13 protein-coding genes and 1 pseudogene are annotated in these 18,115 nt (G+C 60.3%); 6 read left to right on the top strand and 8 right to left on the bottom strand.

Going from position 1 to position 18,115, the window contains the following annotated elements; genetic code table 11:
- Positions 1–13 precede the first annotated feature (13 nt).
- Entirely contained in the window at positions 14–988 is a 975-nt protein-coding gene (locus J9315_RS06800; protein ID WP_211979106.1) for a quinone oxidoreductase, read from the top strand.
- A 1,021-nt stretch (positions 989–2,009) separates the two neighbouring features.
- Positions 2,010–3,269, top strand: coding sequence for an SHOCT domain-containing protein (locus tag J9315_RS06795; RefSeq protein WP_211979105.1), 1,260 nt, complete (start codon positions 2,010–2,012; stop codon positions 3,267–3,269).
- A 274-nt stretch (positions 3,270–3,543) separates the two neighbouring features.
- Here J9315_RS06795 and J9315_RS06790 read toward each other — a convergent pair whose 3' ends face one another.
- Positions 3,544–4,854 (bottom strand): ISL3 family transposase, encoded by a 1,311-nt coding sequence (locus J9315_RS06790; RefSeq protein WP_036316278.1) that lies wholly within the window; start codon positions 4,852–4,854, stop codon positions 3,544–3,546.
- A gap of 449 nt (positions 4,855–5,303) precedes the next feature.
- Here J9315_RS06790 and J9315_RS06785 point away from each other — a divergent pair.
- From J9315_RS06785 to J9315_RS06775, 3 genes and pseudogenes are all read left to right on the top strand, one after another.
- A pseudogene (locus tag J9315_RS06785) lies at positions 5,304–5,611 on the top strand (integrase core domain-containing protein); the annotation flags it as partial.
- A gap of 343 nt (positions 5,612–5,954) precedes the next feature.
- On the top strand, positions 5,955–7,007 hold the full coding sequence (locus J9315_RS06780) for a plasmid recombination protein (protein ID WP_249121050.1): 1,053 nt from the start codon (positions 5,955–5,957) through the stop codon (positions 7,005–7,007).
- A gap of 20 nt (positions 7,008–7,027) precedes the next feature.
- Positions 7,028–7,951: a hypothetical protein gene (locus J9315_RS06775; RefSeq protein WP_211979103.1), complete on the top strand. Its 924-nt coding sequence runs from the start codon at positions 7,028–7,030 to the stop codon at positions 7,949–7,951.
- A gap of 263 nt (positions 7,952–8,214) precedes the next feature.
- Here J9315_RS06775 and J9315_RS06770 read toward each other — a convergent pair whose 3' ends face one another.
- On the bottom strand, positions 8,215–8,541 hold the full coding sequence (locus J9315_RS06770; protein WP_211979102.1) for a hypothetical protein: 327 nt from the start codon (positions 8,539–8,541) through the stop codon (positions 8,215–8,217).
- 298 nt (positions 8,542–8,839) lie between these two features.
- Between J9315_RS06770 and J9315_RS06765 the strand changes: the two genes are divergently transcribed.
- Entirely contained in the window at positions 8,840–9,202 is a 363-nt protein-coding gene (locus tag J9315_RS06765; RefSeq protein ID WP_211979101.1) for a DUF5655 domain-containing protein, read from the top strand.
- Positions 9,203–9,272: 70 nt separating this feature from the next.
- On the opposite strand, the gene J9315_RS06760 is transcribed toward J9315_RS06765, so the two are convergent.
- The 6 genes from J9315_RS06760 to J9315_RS06735 all read right to left on the bottom strand — a co-directional run bounded on the left by J9315_RS06760 (position 9,273) and on the right by J9315_RS06735 (position 17,892).
- Positions 9,273–12,425, bottom strand: a complete 3,153-nt coding sequence (locus J9315_RS06760) for a type I restriction endonuclease (RefSeq protein ID WP_211979100.1) — start codon at positions 12,423–12,425, stop codon at positions 9,273–9,275.
- A 10-nt stretch (positions 12,426–12,435) separates the two neighbouring features.
- Entirely contained in the window at positions 12,436–13,656 is a 1,221-nt protein-coding gene (locus tag J9315_RS06755) for a hypothetical protein (RefSeq protein WP_211979099.1), read from the bottom strand.
- The gene (locus J9315_RS06750; RefSeq protein ID WP_349251977.1) at positions 13,653–15,536 is read right to left on the bottom strand and encodes a class I SAM-dependent DNA methyltransferase; all 1,884 of its coding nucleotides are present in this window, start codon (positions 15,534–15,536) and stop codon (positions 13,653–13,655) included. The genes J9315_RS06755 and J9315_RS06750 overlap by 4 nt, the downstream gene beginning before the upstream one ends.
- Positions 15,537–16,021: 485 nt before the next feature.
- Entirely contained in the window at positions 16,022–16,432 is a 411-nt protein-coding gene (locus J9315_RS06745; protein ID WP_249121049.1) for a hypothetical protein, read from the bottom strand.
- A gap of 89 nt (positions 16,433–16,521) precedes the next feature.
- Entirely contained in the window at positions 16,522–17,160 is a 639-nt protein-coding gene (locus J9315_RS06740) for a DUF6308 family protein (RefSeq protein ID WP_211979098.1), read from the bottom strand.
- An 84-nt stretch (positions 17,161–17,244) separates the two neighbouring features.
- Entirely contained in the window at positions 17,245–17,892 is a 648-nt protein-coding gene (locus J9315_RS06735; protein WP_211979097.1) for a hypothetical protein, read from the bottom strand.
- Positions 17,893–18,115 lie beyond the last annotated feature (223 nt).

Here is an 18,115-nt window from a genome sequence, read left to right as displayed (position 1 = left end):
TGCAGGAGGCGTGATGACCCAGGCAGTACGTGCGATGCAGGCCGGTGGACCCGAGGTGCTCGAGGTCGGTGAGATCGAGACGCCGAGGCCGGGGCCGGGCGAGGTGCTCGTCGACGTCGAGGCGGCGGGGGTGAACTTCATCGACACGTACCGGCGGTCGGGGGTCTATCCGATGGACTACCCGCATGTCGTCGGCGTCGAGGGCACGGGTCACATCGCCGAGGTGGGCGATGGGGTCGAGACGTACAAGGTCGGCGATCGGGTGGCGTGGCACGAGGGACCGGGGTCGTATGCGACGCAGGTCGTCGTGAAGGCGGACAATCTCCTCACTGTTCCGGAGACCGTGAGCGCCGAGGTGGCAGCGGCGATGCCGTTGCAGGGTCTGACGGCGCAGTACCTGGCGACGACGTCGCATGCGATCAAGCCGGGTGATACGGCGCTCGTTCATGCCGGGGCCGGTGGGGTCGGGCTCATCCTCACGCAGATCATCAAGCATCTGGGCGGCAATGTCATCTCGACGGTGAGCACCGAGGAGAAGGCGGAGCTGTCCCGCAAGGCCGGAGCCGATGAGGTGTTCCTCTACGGTCCGGATGTCGATGTCGCGGCGAAGGTGCGCTCGCTCACCGAGGGTGAGGGCGTCGAGGTGGCCTATGACGGGGTCGGCAAGGACACGTTCGACGGCTCGTTGGCGTCGCTCAAACCCTTGGGCTCGATGGTGCTCTTCGGCGGGGCGTCGGGTCAGGTGCCGCCGTTCGACATCCAGCGGCTCAACTCGTCCGGCGGCATCTTCCTCTCCCGGCCGTCGCTGGCGTGGATGGTCGCGACTCCGGAGGCGCTGGCGAAGCGGTGGGCGATGGTCTCGAGCGGAGTCGAGAAGGGCTGGCTCGATTTCCGCATCGGCGAGACCTTCCCGCTGGCCGAAGCCGCTGAAGCGCACCGGGCGCTCGAGGGACGTAAGACGACGGGGAAGGTTGTGCTAGTCGCCTAATAGGCCACCTACAAACTCCCAACCTCAGACAACTGACCCATAAGAACCACATCCCCGATAACAGATAACATTAAACACTCAATATCGAAACAAATCGGTCGATGTAATTTTTAGCTCACAAGCAAACGAAATAAGTCAAATCATCAATGCTACAATAGACGCCGGAAGATGTGTAATGATCAAAAATTCAGAGAAAATCAGAGAGCCCGTCGTCAAAATCGTGCATTTCGACCGGCAGTATTCTTTGATGAATGACCAACTTACCAGACTGCAACGCGACACTGAAAATTTAGTCCAATGCCAATCTGTGCCTCCATGCGCGGAATCCTGGGCCCAGTTCACTCGTGCAATCACCACGTCCAAAGCAAACATTTTGATTCCGACGTTGCATGGGCGCTCCGATGGGACCATCGGCCCCGGTCCAAGTGACAGCTTCAGAGATCCTGCTGAGATCTTCTCCAAAGACAGCATTCAGGCCGAGTCCCTAATTTTATATTGCTGCAACCAATGGGATAACCGAAATAAGTGGAAGTCGATCGCCCCGAACTCAAAAATTGCCCTTCACGATAGCAATGTCTCAGGAATTATTAGAATAGTCAATTTTATGCTAGCGCCGACTTCTAGAAGGATTCCGAACAATTGGAATATTATCTGACCAGCTGGATGACCCGCTTTGAACTCTCTCCTCACAATCGTGTCTGCACGTTACAATCGTGTCTGCACGTTTTCAGGCACCGGATACTGCGAACCGTCGCTTCAATGCCGTTCAATGAAGTCCGTTGGTGGAAACCTCCATGCAGTCCACTCAAAGATTCTGGATGCGCCCAAGCAGGCTCCCATTCGCGGTTCTCTTGGTCAGAGCAGGGACTCACTGGAAGGCGACGGTACCCGTTCCCGTTTGCAGATGAAAGTAGCGATGCAACACACGGTGCCGGTCCGGCCTTCTCCTGTAGACTTCGCCTGACGTAAATGTGCGAGGTGCCGGGTGGATCCGCGGTACCGATGACGAGAGGCCCATCGTATGAGCATGAACCTGTGTCGAGTTGACCGGCGAACCTCGGTTGTTATGGACGATGATCGCACCCACATTCGCCTCGAACGCAAAGGCGAGACGAAGTCCGAATGGGCAATCAACGAACTCGATCACATTCACGTGGCGATGCCGAAGAGCATATGGAGCACCGGCTACTTGCGATTTGTTCGTGCTGGTCACAAGGTTGAACCGGGTGAGAAATACTCGCCTCATAGTGATCCTGATGCTGTCGTCGTCACTGAAGTCGCCAGCCTGCAGGCAGCCGCTGCGTTGCTCGAACGGAAGGGAGGCGGGCTAGGCGTTCCCATCGTCGTCGACGGTGAAACGCACCAATCGTCCCAGGCAGTCGGTGCTACCGCTCGCTCGGTGCGCACGAAGAAAGGCCATGAGGTCGTGCGGCTTTCTGAGACCGCCATCGCTATTGACGACGGGCGATTGGAGCTCGATATCAGCGACATCGACGAGATCCGGGTGAAGAATTCGACCTTCGGATTGCGCTTCCTCCAGCTCGTCCGTAAGGGCGACATCTCAGCATGGCCCGACACTCTCCCAGACTCCGAGTTCCCAAATGCCGTCGACACTTCACCTGTATACGGCACCGAGTCATGGAACAGTTTTCTCCGCATCATTGAATCGCTTTACCCCGAACGACTAGTAAGGCTGCACAAGCGAGAAGAACGCGATGCCGCGTTGCAGAAGCTATACGCGCGCTCGACAGAAAACACCGGCGAGATTACCTACAGCTCGCCGGTGTCACGTGCTTTCGGTATCAAAGTCTACAGCCGAGAGATCTGGCTTGGAGATCCGTTTCGAGCGAATAGCATCGGCGGCCCGATCGCTGGAGCTCACGCCGAGTATTCGGTCTCCGGTAACATAGTCACTTCCACGCGGACGGTGAGCTCTTTGGCTGGGAACACGCATGTGCAACGGCCACAAGATGAAAGGATCTTCCAACTCAAAATCATCGGTCCGAGCGTGTCAATTGCTGCGACGGCCAGCGCCAACAGTGTCAGCGACTCAGGAGTCGTCGAGCTGGTCAATGCAATAAACGCCGCCGCTGCTGCGGCTAGCAGGCGCGCTACCCCGACGCCGGATCCGCCCCTGCCCCCAAAGCCGAGGAGACAGCCTTCCGCAGGTGCGGACACCGGGACGGAGTCACAGGAGGGTCTGCGTCGGCTCATGAAGCTCTACGCTGCGGGTTTGATCGACGAAGCCGAATTTGCCCAGGGTAGGGCCGACCTGGAATGAGTCTCGCTTATGCAAGTATGTCGGCCTGTTGGACGAACCCACCGCGGTTGGCCACATACCCTTCCCCGATAGTCCCAGGTTCCGCGATCGTGATTTTCATTCTGTAAAGAACTAGTTTCGCCATTTTTCTGGTCGAGTCGAGCACTTGAGCGCCGGCGACGGTGATGCCGACGACCGGTGCGTAATTCGATGGCCAGTGAACACGACAGTAGAGAGTAGCCCCATGTTTGCACACCAGAAGTAGGTAAGGTATTAGTTGCTCAGCTTTAGTGGCTCATCGCAGTTGAGGGTGTAGTCGGGGTCTGAATCCGCCGGCCTCGAGTAGAGATCGGGCGATGTAGTGGGTGAGGTTGCGGAAGCCGAGGGCGGAGCCGCGGAGGTGTTCGAGTCGGCCGTTGATGGCCTCTGTCGGCCCGTTCGAGGTCCCGGGCCGGTCGAAGAAGGCGAGCACGTCTGCGGCGCGCTGCTTCAGCGTCCGGCCGAGTGTGCGGATCTCGACCAGCGCGTCTGGGACGCCGCTGGCGACCGACTCGATGACCGCTCGCATCCTCTGCTTGCCCGTGGTCTTGTTGGGCTCGCGGTAGGCGGCGACCATCCGCTGGTAGATGCCCCAGGTCGCTTCGACCTGGACGTGCTCGTCTGCCGCGAATACCGTGTCCAGCCGGGCGCGCTGGGTGTCGGTGAGCAGGTCCGCGCCGGTCTGCAGGGTCCGCCGCGCCCGGTAGAGCGGGTCCCCGGCCCGGCCCCGGTGCCCGAGGGTGTGCTGCTGGACGCGCTGCCGGCACCGGTCCAGTCCCTCACCTGCCAGACGGATGACGTGGAACGGATCCATGACCGGTACTGCGGTGGGTAGCTCTTCGGCGGCAGCGGTCTTGAACCCGGTGAACCCGTCCATCGCGACGACCTCCACCCCGTCCCGCCACGCCCGAGGACGATCGGCCAGCCACTGCTTGAACACGGCCTTCGACCGGCCCGCGACCATGTCCAGCAGCCGCGCGGGCCCGGACTTGTTCCGGGCCGGGGTGAGGTCGATGATCACGGTCACGTACTTGTCGCCGTGGCGCGTGTGACGCCACACGTGCTCATCGACCCCGATGGTGGTGACCCCGGCGAACCGGGCCGGATCGTCGATCAGCACCCGCTTGCCCTCGGCGATGACCGCCTCGTTGGCGGTATGCCAGGACACTCCCAGCCCGGCAGCGACGCGGCTGACGGTGAGGTGGTCCACGACCACACCGGTCAGCGCCCAGCCCACCCCGCCACGGGTGATCTTCGCCCGCGGCGCCGCGGCCTTCGACGTGTCCTGCCGCCACGTCCGACGGCAGGTAACACACCGGTACCGGCGGACCCGGACCATCAAGGTCGTGGGCCGGTGCCCGAACGGCTCGTGCGCCAACCGGCGGATCACCGTGTCTCGGGGCACGCCCTCGGCCCCGCACTCCCTGCACCACGGGTCCGGCTCCAGGACCCGGCACTGGATCACCGCACGATCAGGCTCAACCCGCTGTCCGACGGCCTCGAGGCCGAGCTCGTCGAGACGGCAGAACGTGGTCAGGTCAGGGCGAACGAAGGTAGCGTGATCCATGTCGAGGTCCTCAGGATGGGCAGTGTCAGAACTTCCATCCTCGGAGGGCCTCGACCCCTATCCAGCGACCGACGCGCCCAACCCGACTACACTCTCAGCTGCGAAGAGCCGCTTTAGTTATACCCACCGACGGAGACCGAATCTACGGCTTTTCCGGAGCCCTGAACATCTCTTCGACGGCCTCGGGCACTTCCGGTGTGTACGTGATGTCCTGCTCACCAAATCGGCCAGTGAACCCCCGCAACGGCCGTAAAATGGTGATGATCTTCTTCGACGACGCCCCGTTCGCGTCCTACATGAGCCTCGATACAGTCAACAATGTGAACACGACTGTCGAGTGCACCTCGATCGCATTCCTGGTGCGGTGGAAAATCGGGCGGGCTCGAAGGTCGGTCGGGACTGCTGAAGGTTTGGTTGTGGCACGCAGGGGCGGTGACGTGGCCGGTTGCGTGGTCCACTCCGATCGTGGCAGCCAGTTCCGATCGAAGAATTCACCTGCGCCTTAGCCCGTCATGGACTGGTGGGGTCGATGGGCAGGGTCGGCGCTGCTGGCGATAACGCGGCCATGGAGAGCTTCTTCGCGCTGTTGCAGAAGAACGTTCTTAACCGCCGCCGGTGGGTGTCGAGGCAGCAGTTGAGGATCGCGATCGTGACCTGGATCGAGCGGACGTATCACCGACGTCGACGACAAGACAGGTTGGGTCGATTGACACCTGTTGAGTACGAAGCAATCATGAAGTCACCTGCAGTTGCAGCGCGACACACGAACTGTCACCTCTCCTTACATCATTCCCTCTGTCAGGGCTCCAGTGGAGCGCTGACGGATCGCCGGATCGAGGCCGCGCCAGCGGCTGAGTGCCCCCGCGCAGCGGGCCCTCGGAGGGCCCCGGAAACCGACCCAGCGGAGTGGTCGGTGTATGGGCTACACCTACCGTTCCGGAAGTTGTCGCAGAGGCTCCACATCAGGGCGCAGGGTCCCAGATGGGGAGGGGCGATATTCTCCGGAACGGTGGGCCCCGCGGGAGCGCCGCCGGAGGCATCGCGGAGCGCATCACCAACAGGCGATGTGGTTCGCGATCTGACCACCGGAGGTGGTCGCAGTGAGTTACACGGCTACCTTCGATGCGAGCCACAAGGTGAAGGCCGCCGGAAGTCATCGGGTCGCTTCCGCCCGCCAAATCGCGCGAGATGTGGACCAGGCCGCCGGCTTCGACTTCGGTCATCGGAACCCGAACATCGACCCGACACGCACGTGGATGAACATCACGATGGTCGACGACGGAAACGGCGGTTGGCGGACTCCGGTGGTGACGCAGGCTGCCGACGGAAATGACAGGCCGCCGTCGGCGGAGCTACTGGACTACCTCGATACACGCCTGGCGACGGTCAAGAAGAGGATTAAGGCGGATGCCGTCGCGATTCGACCGCTCATCCTGCAGCTCGATCCGAAGTGGTTCGCCGAGCACAATCCGGACTGGCGCGACGATGGCTTGAACGCCGAGGCGGAACGCTATATCGAGTCGCAGATCGCATGGGCCGTTGCGGAGTTCGGCCATGAGAACCTGCCTGGCTTCTCGGTGCACATGGACGAGACGCATCCGCAGCTGCAGCTTCTGACGGTCCCGGTAACGGAGGACGGGCGGCTGAGTCAGAAGGACTTCTTCAAGGGGCCCGGCGATCTCCAGCGCCAGCACAAGGAGCATCGCCAAGTCCTCGCTGATTCCGGTTACGATGTCGAGTTCAAGGTCACCGCGCGCTCGAAGGAGCATCTGAGTAGCTCTGAGTACGCGACGAGCGCCCATCGGCTGTTGGCAGGCAAGACAAAGCTTGCACGCGATCAGGACGAGCTGAACGCCCGCGCCGTGAAAGTTCGTGTCCGCGAGTCGGACGTCACCGCGGCAGAGCGTGACCTCATGGAATGTAAGACGCAGGCCGAGCAGGAAGGGCGCAAATCAGGCTTCGAACGCGGATATGAAGCAGGCCGTGCGGCCGGTGAGGAGTCGGTGCGCGCCGATCTAATCGCCTTGGACATCCTGTCGGCGAATGTTGATACACCGTTGCTCCCACGACGACGGGCCCCCAAGCCACCGCCCGAGAAGTTGACCCCTGCGCGAGAACGGTATCTTTCATACACCCGACAGCTGAGCAAATAACCAAACCTAAGGAGACTCCAATGACCACCATCAAGATCACCAACCAGGATGCTGCCGACGAGGCCCGTGCGCTGTCTCTCGACGTCATCGAAACCGTGCTGGGCGCATTCGCTCGGCTTCCAGAGAGCGTCCCTGTGGGGGCTGCCCTTGCGTCCGTTCATATCCGGTTGCGTGAAGTTGAGACACGCCCTTTTCGGGTGCAGCATCCGTATGAAACAGCCGAACTGACTGCCGATCACAACGCCATGGCAGGCGCTGACCACGAACTGGCGGTCACTGAGCTGACATGCTTCCGCACTACGGAGCTCAGGGAAGACCTCACCATCGAGCAGACGACCCACCGCCGCGAAGTTGTCCTCGCTGACCTGGCAGAGCGTCGCGAGAAGCTGGCGCGCCCCCTGGGCCTGCTCGGCTCCCTCTTTCGAGGCCGGGCGGAGGCCAGGCGTGCCGAGCAGCGTGCTGAGCAGGTTAACGCGATCGTGCGTGCGCTAACCAGCCAACCACTGGCCCCGCCCACCTTCGAGGAAGTGACGGGCACGATCCTACATGTCGCCGGCCTGGCCCCGGAACAGGTGCCTGGGCTGAAGGAGCTTCAGGAGCAAGGTGTTGTACTGCACCGAGAGGTCATCAAACGCTGGGAGACCATCCTGATGCTGGTATGGGAAGCCATCGCGACTGAAGACAGCGGTGCCGACGCGGGCCTCGATATGACCCAGCGCCGGGCACGGTTCAACGTGGCGAAGAAGGCTCGACGGCAGGAGGAGGCCGCAACCGAGGTTCGCCTCAGGCAGGTTGAAGCCAGGAAGGCCGCCGAACGCGCTGCCAAGCGTGCGCAGATTGACCGTGAGATCCGGGAGCGGCAGGCACGAGAGCAAATGTACCACCGCTCCTGGGAGCCGACCGATAAAGAGCAGCCTGAGGACGATGGCCCATCGTTCGTCTGACCTCGACCTCACCGAAGGCAACCGTCGCCCGCGACGGGCGGCAGCCATTACCCTCGGTGCCAGACGAAGACGCTCGACACCGCACGGCGCTGGGGGTCTTCTCCAATTTAGCAATGACCGCAGCGGTGACATCGTTCCCGGATACGACGAGGCCCAGGCGAGAAACTCTCTCTCACCTGGGCAAACGTCGGGCTGACAGGATCCAAACCTGCGACCCCCGCGATCATCGTGCTCATGAAGGCCCTTTGGCGGGCCCCGAAACACTAATCGTGCCCCGAAATCCGCCGCCTCAGACTCTCGGAGAGATCAACGGCGCGGGAATGGCGGGCGATCCTGGGACACAGGTCTGGCCGTGCCAGCGCTGCCTTCGCCAGCAAGATGGGATCGCCGATCTCGTCCAACATAAGGTCGTCCTCGTCGAACCACTCGACGATCAGCTCGGCGACGGCGTCGCGGAGGGCTTCAAGGTCGCGCCGCCGTGCTTCCCTCTCAGTGAGCTCGGGAGCACCGCGCCACCATCGGAAGGCTTCGGCGTGGGCTCGGGCGTTTGACTCGGCAGACAAGGTGGCCTCCTGGGCGTCGGTGATCATCTGTCACGATGACGCCCGAGGCGGCCTAACCGCTGAGATGCGCTACTTCTTGCCCCCAGAGGTTAATCCGCTGCGGAACTCCACAAAGTTCCGGCACTAACAGCCATCAAATTGTGACCAGGCGACACCGTCCCCTTTCGGTCGCCGCCACAGGGCCAGCTCGCCCACGACGACCAGCGCTGCAGGGCGACGTACTTCTGATCGACCGACTGTACGCATCGTCACGACTTCACTCGGCAACGACGAAATCGATGCGTACAATGGTTGACCGAGGTGATCTCCGTCAGGAGGACGCGCGATGACAGGACCCGACACACTGTTCCCGGGCTCTCTTCGAGCTCACTACGAAGCCTTCGCCTCATCGATCGCAGCGGCCGGAGGGGCAGAGGAGCAATTCGCCCGCACCCAGGTGGCATACCGCGTGAAGCGCCAGTTCGCGTGGCTCACACCCGTCACTCGAACACGGTCGCTTCTGACGCTCGACATGTACGAACCACACGAGGATCCGGTCGTAGACGAGATCATCCCGTTCCGCGCGGACAAGTTCACACACCAGATCACCGTCGACTCCGCCGAGACGATCACCTTGGTCGCGAACCGGAACTGGTTCGAACTGGCCAGGGCCTGGGGCGGCAAAGATGGCTCCTCAGCTACACGTTGAAGCGGAACTCCAAGATGTCTCGCTCTTATATCTGTTCGAAGCATCGCGCCGCTCCGCTGCATAGTAGAGATCACGAATTATCGGCAGCTTGCTCTGCGCTGTCGTCGCGTCGCAGCTTCTTTTCCGTCTGATGCCGGAGTTCCCAGTAGACAAGGTCTGAGATCTCCTTAACAACCTGTCCTCTGCGGTGAGGGCTCTCAAAGAACTTCTCCAAGATGGTGTTCTGGGTGTCCTGGTGATCGAGCACCGCGTTAGTGACAGCCGTTTCCATCGTCTGGGACTCGCGGAACTGCTCCTTGGAGTTGGCGTTGACCTGATCCTTAATCGCTTCGTTCTGTACGAGGATCGTGACTACGCCCTGCACCCACGACTCCACTGAGCCGGGGTCGAAGTCCTCATCCTCGAACAGTGAGTTGATGTTGCCGAGGATCTCTTGCCACGCCACCATGTGCGGGTCGCGTGCACGCCCGCCGCCAACGCCCATCGGATTGAGCTTCTCTCCATCGCCGACGAGCGGAATAGCTCCTTCACTCTTTCGGGTCTGTTTGATGTGGGTTAGCTCGATGGTGTTGAAGTCCAGCTCCTCTGGGGTCTTGCGACCTGTGAGGCGGGGCCGCAGTAGGCGGAGGAAGAGCGCGAGCTTCTCCAGGTCGGTGTCCTGGTAATCAACGATCTGCGACAGGAAGTCGTAGAGCCGCACGAACGAGCCGACGTCTTTGCGAAACAAGTCGAGCTCGTCGACTTCAGCCTTGGCTCTGTCGATCACTGCTGCGACGTAGCGGTCGTTGAACCTGTCGGCTGCCCGCTTCAGCGGTGCGGTGTGCTTCCCGTGATCCTTGTCGATGATGAACGCTCGCGCGAATTCGTCCACGTCGCCGCTGGTGTAAATCCCGACGGTCTCGATCTTTCGTGCGAGGTCATGTACGAGATCAGGGTCGGTAGTCTCTACGATCTCAGCAGTCCGGTAGTACGGCAGGAACGCTTCGAGGATCGTGTCGGCGTCGTTGACGAAGTCGAGAATGAACGTGGTGTCCTTACCTCGGGCGGGCAGGGTGCGGTTCAGGCGTGAGAGGGTTTGGACGGCTTCGATTCCGTCGAGGCGCTTGTCCACGTACATCGCGCATAGCAGCGGCTGGTCGAACCCGGTCTGGTACTTGTTCGCCACGATCAACACCCGGAACTGGTCCCCGGCGAATGCCTGCGGGATGCCACGTCCGCGCAGGTCGGGGTTCGTGTTCGCTTCGGTGTAGGGCTCCTGCACGCTCGGCATGGTGTCCTCTATCTGCTCCGAGGTCAGGCTGCCGGAGAACGCCACCAGAGTGCCGAGCTGGTAGTCATGCTTGTCGATGTAGGCGTCGATCGCCATCTTGTACTTCAGCGCGGCAGCACGGCTCGAGGTCACCACCATGGCCTTCGCGTGACCGTAGAGCAGGTGCGCGACATTCTCCCGGAAGTGCTCGACGATGATCTGCACCTTCTGGGCGATATTCGTCGGGTGCAGGCTCACCCACCGCATCAGACCCTTCTTCGCGGGGCCCTCATCCACCAGGTCATCCCCGTCCGCAGCGTCGCCGGTCTTGCGAGCGAGCTGGAAGGCGGTCTTGTAGGTGGTGTAATTACGCAGCACGTCAAGGATGAAGCTCTCCTCGATCGCCTGCTGCATCGTGTACACGTGGAATGGTGCCGGTTTCCCGTCCGCACCGGGGCGTCCGAACATCTCCAGCGTCTTGCCCTTCGGAGTCGCGGTAAACGCATAGAACGAGATGTTCTGTGCCGTAGCGCGGGCAGCCATCTCGGCAGCGAGCACGTCCTCCACGCTCACCTCGCCGCCATCCTCGAGCGCCTCGACCTCGGCCTGTGACAGGACTTGGCGCAGTTTCTGGGCGCTCGTACCCGTCTGTGAGGAGTGGGCCTCGTCCGCGATCACCGCGAACTTCCGATCCGCGAGCCCACCCTGCTCTGCGAGTGCCTCCAAAACGAACGGGAACGTCTGCAACGTAACGATGATGATGAGCTTGCCGCTACTGAGCTCCTGAGCAAGAAGCGCCGATTTCGAGGAAGCCGATGCCTTACGAACCTCGTCAGCGTTGATTGTTCCCACAACGCCCCTGGTGTCCTCAATCGACTTGATGGCTTTCTGCAACTGATCGTCAAGCACGGTTCGGTCGGTGACAACGATGACCGAATCGAACGTCTTCGAGTTATCGCTGTTGTGCAGATTCGCGAGACCGTGCGCGAGCCACGCAATCGAGTTCGTCTTCCCTGAGCCTGCCGAGTGCTGGATCAGATACTTCTTACCGGGACCCTCAGCCTGCGTGATGTCCAGCAGGCTGGTGACCGCCTCCCACTGGTGGAAGCGCGGGAAGATTATCTGCTGGCTACGCGAGCGAGCGCCGGTAATCGGATCGACCTTCTCGGTGATCTGCAGGTTGACGAAATGTTCCAGGATTTGCAGCCAGTTGTCACGCTGCAGCACCCGCTCCCACAGATACGACGTCGCAGCACCCTCAGGATTGACCGGATTTCCCGCACCCCCGTTGTTACCGAGGTTGAACGGCAGGAACACGGTGTTCGCACCGTCGAGTTTCGTGGTCATATGAATCTCGTCCGTGGAGACCGCAAAATGAACCAGCGCACGGGCGCCGAACTTAAACAGCGGCTCACCCTTAGGCGGGCGATCCCTGCGGTACTGGCGCACCGCAGAATCAATCGACTGCGTGTTGTCCGTCTTCAACTCAGCCGTCGCAACCGGCAGACCGTTGACGAAAAACACCAGGTCGATGGAGTCATGTGGGCGCTTCGCAGAGTGGTGCACCTGCCGGACCACGCGGAGTTGGTTCGCCTCGTAGTGTTCTTGAGCCCCGGGATTCATTGAGGTCGCGGGCTTGAACGCGCACATCGAGAACTTCGCTGGAGTCCTCCTAAATCCTCCACGCAGCACCGCAAGCAGGCCGCCTCCATGTTCGAGGGGCTGATCCAGTTCCTTCACCAGTCGCTCGAGCAGTAGCCGCTTAGCGAGCTCAGTCTCCACTTGGGATTCGGTGTCCGGCACGACGCGCGCCCACTGCTCAGGCTGCGTCGCCTGCAGCCAAGCAAACACATCATCCGGGATCAGAGCTCGCTCCTGGTCGTAACCAGCGAACCCCTCCTCGTACAGCCAACCGTGTGCCGCAAGGTGCTCGCAGATCTCCGTCTCGAAACTCTTCTCGTGCTGAACACCCATGATTTTCTCCCTAAGCCTCGATCTGCCCCGTCACCGCAGCTGTAATCAACGCCGAACGCCGCTCCTGTAAGAGTCCAATTGCCCGCTCGATGGTGGCCTTAGCATCAGCGAGCGCTGCTGCGCTTGCATCAAGTTCCGCAACAATCCTTTGCTGTTCTCTCCTGGCTGGTAGCGAAAGTGGGACCTGCCCGAAGGTCTGCCAATTTCGGAAGTCCACTGCTCGTTGGCGGACACTGGGTGCCTGAGTAGACAAAAATCCGCTATGTCCAAGGTAACGAAGTGAGTAGGCGATGAAGCGGAGATCATCATCCTCGTCACGGAGTCGACATACGTGATAGACGGGCGTGGACTGCCCATCGCTATCGGAGACGCCGACAGCACCGGCGAAGCCATCGAGGCCGTGGAACACGAGGTCGCCCGCCGCAATCCCTTGATACCCGGCCTCCGTCTCGGAGAACGTGAACCCTTCTTCACGACGGTTCGAGCGCAGAGTCACCCCACCGTCACGAAACGCAGTAACGACGCCAGCCCCCGCAACCACTGCTCGGTCCATTTTCACAAGCAGCCGCTTCAACGGGCGCGTCTTCACGGCAGTAAAGCCGGTGAAGGCAGCATGCCAGCGAGCCTCATTCCGAAGGTCGAGCAGGCCCAGGAGTTCGCGTTGTTTGGTTATGATGTGGTCAATCTTCACCGTCTCCGCATCAAGGAACCGAACAATCTGGTGTTGCTTCTCGAACGGCAAAAGCGGGAATGGAAGCTCTTTCAGCCCCTCCCATCCGAGGGATGCTCGGACTCCGTCCTCACCGAGGTTATTGAAGACTCGCCGAAAGTAAAGGTCCATGAAATACCAGTATGCGTAACGTGGAAGAACCTTCTCGGAAGGTTGAACAACGATGTATGCGGGACTTACGAGTCCTTCGTCGTCGGACAGACCGACACGGCTCGTAGAGACGTTCTGGAGGTCAATGAGCTTGAACACAAGTTGACCCGGCTTCAGCAGCTGGTAGGAATCAAATGATTCCGGCTGCAGGCCATCATTCGCCTCTCGCGATCTGGGAAGCACACCGTTCATGGTTAACGACAGGCGTTGGTATGCGTCAGCATCTCCTGCGCCTGGGATTTCCCGGAACTTTTCAAATAGGTACCCCACCGGAAGGATCTCTAGCTCGGCGTTGGCTGGTGGAGTTCCAAACCAAGCTGGGAGGGGTTCCCCTCGGAACTTCAACATCACTCCGTCACCTCGTTCAATAGCTCAAGAATCTCGCTGGTGACCTGGTGGAGCTCTTTATCAATCTCCTCAAGTGGGCGTGGTGGCTGGTAGCGGTAGAAGTGGCGGGTGAAGGGGATCTCGTAACCTATCTTGGTTTTCTTCTCATCCACCCAGGCGTCGGGTACATAGGGTTTGACCTCGGTATCGAAGTAGGCCTTGATGGTGTCCTTGCGACCCTCATCCGTGTGGGTATTGCCGTTATAGGTGAACGGGACCCGTTCGGTGTCGCGCAGGCGCGCGTCGGGCTGCTTCTTGCCTCGGGCGTTCGTGATGACCCCGCCGTCGTCGCCGCGTTGAGGGCGCTCCACGGCGATGCTCCAGTAAGCGAACTCTTCGATCGGGACGATCTTGCAGTGCGCGGTCTCGACATAGTCGGCGTAGAGCTGCACGATCGTGGCGCGGTTGCCTTTGGTGAGTTCACGGCCCTTGTCGCCGAGCTTCTTGCGCATTTTGGCATAGAACTCGGTGCCGTCGATCAGCTGCACTTTGCCTTGGCGCTCTTCGGGCTTGTTGTTATCCACGATCCAGATGTAGGTCGCGATACCGGTGTTGTAGAACATGTCAGTCGGCAGCGCCACGATCGCGTCGATGAGGTCGTGCTCGAGGAGCCACTTGCGGATGTTTGACGGGCCGGACTCTGCGCCTCCGTTGAACAGGGGGGAGCCGTTCATGACGATGCCGCCACGGCCACCACCCTTGATCTTGGGGCGGAGCTTGCTCACTACGTGTTGTAGAAACAGCATCTGTCCGTCGCTGACGGCGGGCACGTTCTGCTTAGGCTTGTCACCGCCAGCGTAGAAGCGGGATGCGTTGCCGAGGTCTTTAAGGTCGTCTATGACGGCGGATTGGCTGGCTTTCCAGTCGTCGCCGTACGGTGGGTTCGACATGCAGTAGTCAAACGTCTGGCCAGCGAACTTGTCGTCGGCAAGGGTGTCACCGAGCTGGATATTGCTGGAGTCGTACCCCTTGATGAGCAGGTCGGACTTGCACACGGCGTAGGAGTGGTCGTTCCACTCCTGTCCATAGAGTCGCAGTTGCGCTTGCGGGTTCAGTCCGGACTTGTCGGAGCTGCCGATCAGGTGCTCTTCTGCGATGGAGAGCATCCCACCTGTGCCGACCGTAGGGTCATAGATCGACCGGATAGCGCCCGGAGTGCTCAGCGCCTCGTCGTCACCTTCGAAGACAAGGTCCACAAGGAGGCGGATGGCATCACGTGGGGTGAAGTGCTCGCCGGGCGCCTCGTTGGAGGATTCGTTGAAGGTGCGGATGAGGTACTCGTAGAGGTCACCCATCTCGGCGTTGGTGACCGTCTTGGGGTGCAAGTCGATGTTGGCGAAGCGTTCCACAACGATGTACAGAATGTTCTTTTCGGCCATCGTGCTGATCTCGTCGGCAAGCTTGAAACGCTCGAAGACGTCCATGTTGTCGGAGAACCCATTGACGTACTGTTTCAGGTTTGCCTCGAGCCCTTTCGAATCCCCGAGCAGGGTCTTCAGTGTCCAGGGACTGGTGTTGTAGAAGGGCAGGCCGGTAGCGCGCCGGACCTGCGCGGACAGCAGTTCAGGATTGTTCCCGAAGCGCTCCACCAACGGTTCGATGATTGCTTGGTGTTCTGCGAGAACGCAGTCGAGACGGCGCAGGATCGTCATGGGCAGGACGACGTTGCCGTACTGGCTAGCCTTGTACGGGCCTCGCAACACGTCGGCGGTGCCCCAGATAAATGCCCCAAGTTGACTCATCCGTTTTTCTTCTTTCAGTCCACTAGCGAGTATGACGTCGACGATGTCACCGACCTGGCAATCAAATGGATCGCGTTCAGCCCACAAGGCTGGCGAGCTCAACCAACCTGCAGTTGGCCTCCTGTTCGCCCTCGATGCCCTCGATATCGCCGCGGCAATGGGCTCATCGACGACGTCGTAGTCGTCGAACGAGTAGCACCGTGCCTAACCGAGCCTCTGGCAACCCGCTCATTCACCATGACCGTCTACTTCTTACTCCCAGACGGAATCCCTGTACGGAACTCCACCGCGTGCCCGTCGTGCATCATGCCCTCAATCCTCAAGTTGAAGTCCAAAGTCAGTGCCGGAGTCAACAGTAGCCGAACGCGCATTCTTGTTGTCCACCGACTACCTTCGAGCATGAATCGACTTCCATGCTCTGGAACTGAGACAATACCGGTCTCAGAGATTGACACGAAAACGTGTGACTTCACGCAAGCTCTGGTTGCCCGAGCGGCGGCGACTAAGCACGGCGCTTCAGTGAAGCGGTAGCGCACCGAATGTTGAATAGCTTGGCTCACCGGAAAGAGACCCTACCCCAACGAGTCTCAGGCCATCCGCTGCCGCAGCGCCGGCGCCAACACGAGCGCGGCCAAGACACTGCCGGCCAGGAGCACCCACGCCCCGAAGTACGTGAAGAGCTTGAGCTCCGGCGCCAACTGGGGTCCGAAATCGGCGGCCATGAGGATCACTCCGCCGAGGATGAGCGCCGTGGAGACGATCACCTGAATGAACTGCTCGACCGTGGACTTGAGCAGGTTCTTGATCATCGCGATGTTCAACTCGCTCGTGCCGACATCCAGAGTGCCGTCCTGGAGGTGGCCAGCGATGCGGGCGACCTGGGCCGGCAGCTCCGCCATCTGCGGCAACGTCGCCGCGAAGTAGAGGGTGATCTCCTGCCGGTCGATTCCCAGACCCCCGACCTGCCGGAGCAGGTCCTTCCCGTTCTGCGTCACCATGGTGAGCAGGTTGAGCCGCAAGTCAGGCTATTGGGATCGGGTTTACCGTTTCGGAAAGCCCGAATTCTCAGTATCGACAGGTCGCCGGCTCAGGCCTCCGGGTTGGCCTTACCCCACATCCACAGCATCACGTCGAACACACGGAGAGTCGACAGATCCGGCCGACCGATCTCAGTCCGCAGCACGGTCGCGCGTTCCTCGAGGTAATCACTTTCAGCGTTGAACGCCTCCCACCACAACCGCCACGAGTCGCCTCGTCCCAGTCCGATTACGCGGTTCACTACTGAATCCTCGATCGGAATGAGCGCCGGTCGTTTACGAGCCATGATCTTGCTGGTTGTCGTCGGCCCGATTCCCCACCGGCGTTGACCTGGCAGATTGCGTCGAAGCAGGTCCCACAACTCCAGTGCCTTCGACTCGGTTCCCAGATGCCGCTCGAAGTCTGCTTCGGAAAGAGATCCAATGCCTACGTTCGGGATCTGGTCGAGCAACCCTGTGAACGTCGCTGCGTCTTGTCCAAGGATGGCGATTCCAGCCTTCGCCGGGACGTTGACACTCAAGGTCGAGACTGAATACAAGTCAGCTGCGGTGATGACGTTCTCTTTACCCGGTTCGGCACCGATCGACTCGAAATGCGCCCCGGTGTAAGCACCTTTTGCGTAGTACTCCCTGAGCAGATCTGCAGCATCAGTTTCGGTGATTCCGTGCACCGCGTCGAGGATTCCCATTCCGTCCACCTGTCATGATCATTGTCGAATTCTTCCGTCGTGGCCAATCGATACTCTACCGATGATGTGACTCGCCGCGTGCTGTCACTCGCCGGGAAGGAAGTATGGAGTTGGGTCAAGAGTTACCTCGGAAACCATTTGCTCCCCGTCGACGAGATCACTCAGCATACGAGTGCCAGCTCTTGCAATGGCTTCCTGAGCAGCAATCAACATCGACGAGAGCTCCTTCTCAATATCAGACAGGTGAGCTTCACGCTTCCTGACCTTGATTCCAGTGTATTTGCCGTTGCGATTGGGGCCGAACCGTGTCGCTTCGGCAGGATATGCTAACGCGTCCTGCTCTGTGTCATTCGCAGGCAAACCTTCGGAGATGGTCAGAAGTTCAGTTACGAGCTCGTTGTTTCGAACTGCACGATCGAACGCCCGTCGCACGTAGAGCTGGGTGAGCGCGTCCAACGCATCAATGAAGCCCTTCTCAATAGGAGTTCCCGCGTCCGCTTCCAGGACGTCGAAGTAGTGAACCGCCAATTGGCGAAAGACGGGAACGAGTCGCTCGCGTTTGTACTGCATCGACTTACGGAAGTAGTTCTCCCTGTGTTCGAGATCTGTGAGGTCGAGTTCAACGGCATCAAGGTCGTCAGCGAGTGTTGAAATTTCGGGGGACATACGCTCTATCGCATCACGAACAGATCTGAGGTGCTCCAAATCGTCGAGCGCGCGTGCATCGTCCATGAGCTCTCGGTGGAGATTTGATGCCACCAGGCGCACCCTGTCTACATTCACTGGTCCTCCTATCATCGACGGCATCGCACTCGCTTCGCCAGCTGTTCGATCACGACCTTAGACCGCGGTCCTGACACGAGATTCCTCGGCGGAACGGAAGTTCTCGTCTTCAGCCCTGATCGACACAAGTCGAACTGCTTCTCACAGACAACGAGAGAAATGCTTGGACTGG

It is taken from the genome of Brevibacterium sp. W7.2, from assembly GCF_018137945.1.
GTDB classification, from domain to species: Bacteria; Actinomycetota; Actinomycetes; order Actinomycetales; family Brevibacteriaceae; genus Brevibacterium; species Brevibacterium sanguinis.
This window is presented reverse-complemented; position numbering and strand designations above follow the sequence as displayed.

Excerpts from the sequence above, each read along its gene's own strand:
- J9315_RS06800 (WP_211979106.1), top strand. The coding sequence starts at position 14 with ATGACCCAGGCAGTACGTGCGATGCAGGCCGGTGGACCCGAGGTGCTC.
- J9315_RS06795 (WP_211979105.1), top strand. The coding sequence starts at position 2,010 with ATGAGCATGAACCTGTGTCGAGTTGACCGGCGAACCTCGGTTGTTATG.
- J9315_RS06790 (WP_036316278.1), bottom strand. The coding sequence starts at position 4,854 with ATGGATCACGCTACCTTCGTTCGCCCTGACCTGACCACGTTCTGCCGT.
- J9315_RS06775 (WP_211979103.1), top strand. The coding sequence starts at position 7,028 with ATGACCACCATCAAGATCACCAACCAGGATGCTGCCGACGAGGCCCGT.
- J9315_RS06770 (WP_211979102.1), bottom strand. The coding sequence starts at position 8,541 with ATGATCACCGACGCCCAGGAGGCCACCTTGTCTGCCGAGTCAAACGCC.
- J9315_RS06765 (WP_211979101.1), top strand. The coding sequence starts at position 8,840 with ATGACAGGACCCGACACACTGTTCCCGGGCTCTCTTCGAGCTCACTAC.
- J9315_RS06760 (WP_211979100.1), bottom strand. The coding sequence starts at position 12,425 with ATGGGTGTTCAGCACGAGAAGAGTTTCGAGACGGAGATCTGCGAGCAC.
- J9315_RS06745 (WP_249121049.1), bottom strand. The coding sequence starts at position 16,432 with ATGGTGACGCAGAACGGGAAGGACCTGCTCCGGCAGGTCGGGGGTCTG.
- J9315_RS06740 (WP_211979098.1), bottom strand. The coding sequence starts at position 17,160 with ATGGGAATCCTCGACGCGGTGCACGGAATCACCGAAACTGATGCTGCA.
- J9315_RS06735 (WP_211979097.1), bottom strand. The coding sequence starts at position 17,892 with ATGGACGATGCACGCGCGCTCGACGATTTGGAGCACCTCAGATCTGTT.